The sequence below is a fragment of the Okeania sp. SIO2F4 genome, from assembly GCF_010672385.1.
GTDB lineage: Bacteria > Cyanobacteriota > Cyanobacteriia > Cyanobacteriales > Microcoleaceae > Trichodesmium.
Genome location: NZ_JAAHGT010000446.1, coordinates 1 through 7,641, shown reverse-complemented (window position 1 = coordinate 7,641; position 7,641 = coordinate 1). Strand labels below are relative to the sequence as shown.

Annotated in this window: 5 protein-coding genes; 4 read left to right on the top strand and 1 reads right to left on the bottom strand. The window is 38.6% G+C overall.

Annotated elements, in window-relative coordinates:
• On the bottom strand, positions 1 to 847 hold an 847-nt coding region (locus F6K22_RS24255; protein ID WP_293103830.1), incomplete at its 3' end, for a COX15/CtaA family protein.
• A 732-nt stretch (positions 848 to 1,579) separates the two neighbouring features.
• On the opposite strand from F6K22_RS24255, the gene F6K22_RS24250 reads away from it, so the two are divergent.
• From F6K22_RS24250 to F6K22_RS24235, 4 genes are all read left to right on the top strand, one after another.
• Entirely contained in the window at positions 1,580 to 2,611 is a 1,032-nt protein-coding gene (locus F6K22_RS24250; protein WP_293103827.1) for a cytochrome c oxidase subunit II, read from the top strand.
• A gap of 241 nt (positions 2,612 to 2,852) precedes the next feature.
• On the top strand, positions 2,853 to 4,613 hold the full coding sequence (gene ctaD, locus F6K22_RS24245; RefSeq protein ID WP_293103824.1) for a cytochrome c oxidase subunit I: 1,761 nt from the start codon (positions 2,853 to 2,855) through the stop codon (positions 4,611 to 4,613).
• A 225-nt stretch (positions 4,614 to 4,838) separates the two neighbouring features.
• Positions 4,839 to 5,474, top strand: a complete 636-nt coding sequence (locus tag F6K22_RS24240) for a cytochrome c oxidase subunit 3 (protein WP_293103821.1) — start codon at positions 4,839 to 4,841, stop codon at positions 5,472 to 5,474.
• A gap of 1,083 nt (positions 5,475 to 6,557) precedes the next feature.
• The gene (locus F6K22_RS24235) at positions 6,558 to 7,481 is read left to right on the top strand and encodes an NAD(+) kinase (RefSeq protein WP_293103819.1); all 924 of its coding nucleotides are present in this window, start codon (positions 6,558 to 6,560) and stop codon (positions 7,479 to 7,481) included.
• The last annotated feature ends 160 nt before the right edge of the window (positions 7,482 to 7,641 follow it).

Sequence of the window (7,641 nt, the reverse complement as noted above, 5' to 3'; positions counted from 1 at the left end):
CTGCTCCTACAGCTTGGTGAGACACAGTTAACAGCTCAATTTGCAGACGTAACCGGAAGGTCATCACCCCTAAACCAATCTGAGCTAATACTAATAAACCAGACCAGTTTGCTAACTTTCGCAGCAGCGGATGTAAAGCAGAGGTGCGCCAGGCCATTACTACTAATGTTAATGTTGCTAAAGTCGGAGGAAGAACGCCAGCAAGATGACTGTTCATTACTGTGCAAAGTTCTGCAATGCCAAAACACTGATGCAACGCCCATTGAGAAGCAACTAATCCACCGAGTAAACTTTGTAAATAGACGAAAATAGCAGCAATTAATCCTACCCAAGGTAACTTTCCCACATTACCAGTACCTTTGTATGGCATCAGTGATATGCCAATGACTAATAAAGTCATAAAATAAAGTAAAGCTGTACCCAGATGAGCTGTGACAATATCAAAACGTAATAGTTGTGTGACTGTTAACCCACCAAGTACACCCTGGAAAACTATGAGAGCAAAGGCAAAAGTCGATGCCCAGGGTAGCCAACTAGGGAGTTCTTTTCTATCCCACCATGACATACCCATGAGAGCGATCGCCCCAAAACCGATTAAACTTGCATCTAATCTGTGAAACCATTCTAAAAATACCTGTAGGTTCATTTGTGCCATTGGTACTAACTTACCATAACACAACGGCCAGTCAGGACAAGCTAAACCTGCATTCATCACTCTAGTAGCACTACCAATAGCCATTAATAATAAGGTAGCTATACATAGTTTCCATACTAACGCACTAATTCGTTCCCGTGCTTGAGACTGAGAGTAAATAATTGTATTGTTATTTAAAACAGAGTTGGCCATAAGATTTTTAATTAGCTTTAATCTGTATCTTCCTAAATTCACAAAATCCTGAGTATTGACTCAGAAATAAGCATCACACCTAAAAAAATATAAATGTGTCTGATTTTTGTTACTATAAGGGATACTTTTGGCAGATTTGTTGAGCTTTAGAAAGTTTTCTGATTTTAATTTTTATTCACATTTTATTGCTGTATATGTTACCAATTTCCAAAAAAGTTAATAATAAACTTTTTCTCATATTTCCAACTAGTAAACTATGAAACTTAAGGGTATATTTTTAATTTTAACTTAGAAAGAAGTAGAGTGTAGGGTGATTTATCAGTGCAATAGTTAAAAAAAAATAAACTTTACTTAGAGAAATTAAACTTTACTTAGAGAAATTATATAGATAAGATGGGGGAAACCTAAAATATTCCTAAAAAGTAACAATTATATCTAGTTATAGGTCAATTGTTAGTCTAAGCTAGATAGTTGAGTATGACAATAAGTCACAGACTCCTCTACTTAAGCTAGGCTTAAATACTGTAGCGAAAAACAGCGAAGTTTTTAACCTAAATTAAACCAAATGAAATAGGTAGAGTAGCCATAGAATTTAATTCTCTCGAGAGAATTAAATTGCAGACTCCTGGGCACTTGATTTGATGTAAAGTAGTGCAGGAGTCTGCAAAACTCAAACCTCAATTTGGGTAAGTTTGGTTAAGTTCAGCAGAACAACAAAATAACCTAAGTAAAATGGAAGAAAAAGAAAAAGTACCAGTCTCAGTAATAACTCTAGTAGTTGGTATAGTAGTCACCATAATTAGCGTATGGGCAGGTCAAAATCATGGTCTTCTGCCAGAGCAAGCTTCGGTACAAGCACCTCTGGTTGATGGATTTTTTGACATCATGTTTACTATAGCAGCAGGTTTATTTCTAGTGGTAGAAGGCACAATCGTCTTTTGTGCGATTAAATTTCGTAAGCGCAAAGGAGACGATGGGGATGGTGAAAGCTTTAGAGAAAATTTACCATTAGAAATATTTTGGACTGCGATTCCATCAATAATTGTAATTGGTCTTGGCATCTATAGCGTAGATGTATACAGACAGATGGGTGGATTCGATCCAAGTGGTACAATGATGATGAGCCATCACCATTCCTCATCTCACCAGCAAGTGGCGAAAATGCCGGGATCTGCAATAGCTGCTCCCCTAATTGCAGATGCTGAAGGAATGGAAGCAACAGAAGTAGTTGAAAAAGTGAGTAGCAAATATGGTTTGGGAGCAACTCCTGCGGAGGCTGGAAAAACAGCAGATGTGGTAGTTGACATCACTGGTATTCAATATGGTTGGTTGATGAACTACCCCGATAGTGGTGTTTTGGCAGGAGAATTACATATTCCTGTAAACAAGGATATTCAAATCAACCTCTCTGCTAATGATGTAATTCACGCTTTCTGGATACCTGCTTTCCGTCTAAAGCAAGACGCAATTCCTGGTAAAGATACCCAACTGCGTTTTGTAGCTAGTCAAACAGGAGAATATCCAGTTTATTGTGCCGAACTTTGTGGTGCTTACCATGGAGCAATGAGAACAAAAGTGATTGTTGAAACCCAAGAAGAATACGACGCTTGGATAGTAGAAAATACTTTTGCTCAAAAACAAGAATTGAATCAAGCAGTAGCAGTAAACACTGCCGATTTATCAGAGTCGGAGTATCTCATTCCCTACTCTGATGAAATGGGTATAAATTCCGAAACATTAAGTCAAATTCATTCAGCTAACTGACAATTGATAAACAGGTGAAGTTCCCACCCATTTCAAGTCTGTAGAGAAAATAAATTATAGACAGATGTCAGTTTTATTTCATGTAAAACAAAAAACTACACTCCAGAGTTACTAATTTAAACCCCGCCCCATCGGGCGAGGTCTAACTGGGTAATTTTAAGTACAACGGAGTTTGGGATCGAAATAAATCAAGTCCTTTATTCCTCAAATAAATAATTCGTAATTGTCAAAATAATTACAGATGACGCAAACACAAATTCCTTTAGATACTCAATCACAACCGGAAAAACCACATCCAGAAGCTTGGAAGTGGTATCACTACTTCGGCTATAACATAGACCATAAGGTAATTGGTATTCAATATCTTGTTACCGCCTTCTTCTTCTATCTGATAGGTGGTCTAATGGCAATGGGTTTAAGAGCAGAACTCTATACACCAGACCCAGACGTTCTCGATCCAAATGTCTACAACTCTTTCCTGACAAATCATGGCACGATCATGATTTTCCTATGGATAGTACCTGCTGCTATCGGTGGTTTCGGTAACTATCTCGTTCCCCTAATGGTGGGAGCAAGAGACATGGCATTTCCGAACCTCAATGCCATCGCCTTCTGGCTCAATCCACCTGCTGGAGCCCTATTAATTGCAAGTATAGCTTTAGGAGGGGCACAAAGTGGTTGGACAGCATATCCACCACTTAGCATTATCACCAATAACGCGGGACAATCTCTATGGATTCTCAGTATTGTGTTAGTGGGAACCTCCTCAATTCTGGGTTCGTTGAACTTTATCGCCACTATCCTCAAAATGAAAGTTCCTAGCATGAAATGGGATCAGCTTCCCCTATTCTGCTGGGCAATTCTTGCTACTTCCGTTTTAGCTCTATGCTCCACTCCTGTTTTAGCAGCAGGGTTGGTAATGTTATTGTTTGATATCAACTTTGGCACCGGCTTCTTTAGACCAGAGATGGGCGGTGATGTGGTCATCTACCAGCACTTATTTTGGTTCTATTCTCACCCAGCAGTTTATCTGATGATTCTGCCAATTTTCGGCATTCTCTCAGAAGTTATTCCTATTCATGCTCGTAAGCCAATATTTGGTTATAAAGCGATCGCCTATTCTAGTCTTGCTATTTGTGTAGTAGGTTTGTTCGTATGGGTTCACCATATGTTCACCAGTGGAACTCCTCCTTGGATGCGGATGTTCTTCACCATCTCTACTTTAATCGTTGCAGTTCCTACCGGAGTCAAAATCTTTAGTTGGGTAGCTACCCTCTGGGGCGGAAAAATTCGCTATACAAGTGGAATGCTTTTTGCCATTGGTTTATTAGCAATGTTCGTTATGGGTGGACTCAGTGGCGTAACAATGGGAACAGCTCCCTTTGATGTTCACGTCCATGATAGTTACTATGTGGTAGCTCACTTCCATTACGTTTTATTTGGTGGGTCAGTCTTTGGTCTCTATGCAGGTACCTATCACTGGTTCCCTAAAATGACAGGTCGGATGTACAACGAAACCTGGGGTAGGGTTCATTTTGTCCTCACCTTCATTGGTACTAACCTCACCTTCCTACCCATGCACGAATTGGGTTTACAAGGAATGCCTCGTCGAATTGCCATGTATGACCCTCAGTTTGAATCTATCAACCATATCTGTACTTATGGTTCAATTCTTCTTGGTTTCTCTGTAATTCCATTCTTGATCAACATGATTTGGAGTTGGATGTACGGGCCAAAAGCTGGCGATAATCCTTGGGGTGGTTTATCTTTGGAATGGACTACTAGCTCACCTCCCATAATCGAAAACTGGGAAGTATTGCCAGTGGTTACTTATGGCCCTTATGATTTTGGCTCGAAGAAAACTCTTGCTATTCGAGAGCGGTTCAAGCTAATTTCCACTCCTAGTTCGAGAAAGGAAACAGGTGTGCCTGTGTCTGAAGCTGATTCTTCATCCTTATATAGTAGCTCTGGTGATTCTCAGAATCCTCCAGGGGAAAATTAGGTATAAGTTATAACTGGTATTGTATTGGGTTGAGGCAACTATAGCTGAAGTCAGAAGTCAGAAGTTAGAAGTTAGAAGTTAAACTCTTGCTGTGACTAAATTTGAGAGGCGCAAGAATGTCTTAAACGTCCTGGCAACTGCTATAGACTTAACCTAATACAAAGCTGATAACTACTCAACTATCCAACCTCAGAAATTATTTCGTTGATTTAGGTAAAGAAGATTATGCAAGGTTCAACCATTGATACAACTAATAATTTAGTTGATACTTCAGTTCATGCGGCACCAGTAGAAGCCGCCCATCACGAAGAACATCAGGATTTAAGAGTTTTCGGGTTAGTAACGTTTCTCGCTTCTGAATCTTTAATGTTTGGAGGGTTATTTGCTGCTTATTTGATTTATCGAGCAAATGCAGGAGTTTGGCCTCCTGAAGAAACAGAGGTAGAGTTATTATTACCGACAATTAACACTATTATTCTGGTTTCTAGTAGTTTTGTTATTCACAAGGGCGATACTGCGATTAAAAAGAATGATATCTCAGGAATGCGTTTATGGTATTTAGTTACAGCAATCATGGGTATCATTTTCTTGGGTGGTCAGGTTTATGAGTACATGACTTTGGGTTATGGTCTGGCTACTAATGTATTTTCCAACTGTTTTTATGTGATGACTGGTTTCCACGGTCTGCACGTTTTTGTTGGTGTATTGCTAATTCTTGGTGTGTTATGGCGTTCCCGTCGTGCTGGTCATTACAACGAAGAAAAGCACGTTGGTATTGAGATGGCAGAAATATATTGGCACTTTGTTGATATTATCTGGATTGTTTTGTTCACTTTAATTTATATTTTGACTCAATTTTAATCCAGATATTTCTGTCCATAAATTATATCAACTTTTTTTGCTAAGACCTTTTTAGGGATGTTCCATTGAACATCCCTATATTTATTTTTTTTATGCCTATATTTAGGGTTTGCTGAAAAAGTATTTTGGTCAGGGTAGCAGTCATGTCGAAGCATAGCACAAGGACAACTAGAAAACTTCAAAGCTATTACCTGTAAAGTTTTGACTAAAACTGAATCCTGAGTGCTGAATGCTATAAAACTGTTTCATCTCATGTGCTTCCTCCAGGGGAGCTACTAATTGCGGATAATTACTTATAATAAAGTTTTTGTTTGTAGTTGGGCTTTAGCCCTAATACTAATACCAATTTCATAAACTTAAACAACACTTGTAAAAGTATCTATCAAGCTTAAAATCCAAGATGTTAACTTATCTGTAGTCTGACTTTAGGAAATTGGTATAAGTTAAGTATTGTATTTGCTCAAGCCCAACTACGAGCCTAATTATAACTGTTCTACCGAACATGATATCAATCATACTTACCGATAAAAAGAAGCTTTTTTATAACCATATAAAATCCGATCAAAACTAAAAAAAAGTGTTATACCATCCATGAAAAAAGAATGTTACGAATAATAAGCAGTATGAAAAGACTTGATCGTTCATGTCTATTTGACGAAAAAGAGAAATTACGACATAAAAAATGATATCAAATCTATTTATTCTGACTCTTGTCTCCTGTACTTCGCCCTACCTGACTTCTAAGAAATAGCCTAACTATTTGTAGCAAATATTTATCAATTTGGTATTAGGATTTTAATAAAATTAACATCCAAATCAATCAATAGTTTTGACTTGAGCTACTTTGCTACCGCACAACGCGCGTTAACGCTACGCGACATGTTTGCGGAGTATTCCATCAGGAAAAAACGCAGTTCCGACTCAGAAGGCTAGCTGATAGCTGAATGCTTAAAGCTATAAATAGCCAGAGGAAAAAAGAAGTTTTTCAGAAAGACTAACCATATTGCCTATTGGCTATTGGTATACAATCATAAGTTATGCAGAAATTATCCTAATTTATATCTAAAATCTAAAATATTAACTATGGATATTAAACGAGTAATTATTGCTCATAAGGCCAGAGATGATGTGAGTCGCCATTATGCAGAACAATCTGCGAGACAGTTGGAAGATAGAGGATGTCAAGTGTTGATGGGTCCAAGTGGGCCACAAGATAATCCTTATCCAGTTTTTCTTGCCTCCAGCACTCATAAGATTGACTTGGCAGTCATTTTGGGAGGAGATGGTACTGCATTAGCTGCGGCTAGACATTTAGCAGCCGAAGGTATTCCTATGTTGGCAGTCAATGTGGGAGGACATTTAGGCTTTTTGACCGAGAATTTTGAAGATTTTAAGGATACAGAGAAAGTATGGGATAGGTTGTTTGAAGACCGCTATGCAGTACAACTGCGAATGATGTTACAGTCAGCAGTGTTTAATGGCGATCGCTCAAACCTCAAACCAGCAAGCGATCGCTTTTTAGCGTTGAATGAATTTTGTATTAAACCTGCTTCTGCTGACAGGATGCCTACTTCTATTTTGGAAGTAGAAGTTGATGGTGAGGTAGTAGACCAATACCAAGGGGATGGATTAATTGTTGCGAGTCCCACAGGTTCAACTTGCTATACTGCTTCTGCTAATGGACCTATTATGCACGCTGGTATGGCTTCTATTTCTGTAACTCCAATTTGTCCTTTAAGTCTTTCTAGTCGTCCTATTGTACTTCCTCCTGGTTGTGTAGTCAGCGTTTGGCCGTTGCAGGATAATGATTTAACTACTAAGCTCTGGGCGGATGGAGTCCTATCTACTGCTATTTGGCCGGGACAGAGGGTGGATATGCGTATGGCACATTGTCAAGCTAAGTTTATTATTTTGCGGGAAAATTATTCATTTTTCCAGACTCTCAGAGAAAAACTACAATGGGCTGGTGCCAGAATTAAGTATCAAAATTACCATCGGAGTAGTTAGGTTTTAGGGAGTAGGGGATTCATTAATTGATAATTGATAATGGATAATTGATAATTACAAGAAGGTTAAAACCGTTACGGAATTGAATATTGGGAAATTCAAGAGCACTTTTCTCTTTTGGGAGATTGGAGGCAAGCGAGGTTTCCTCGCTTGCCTCCAA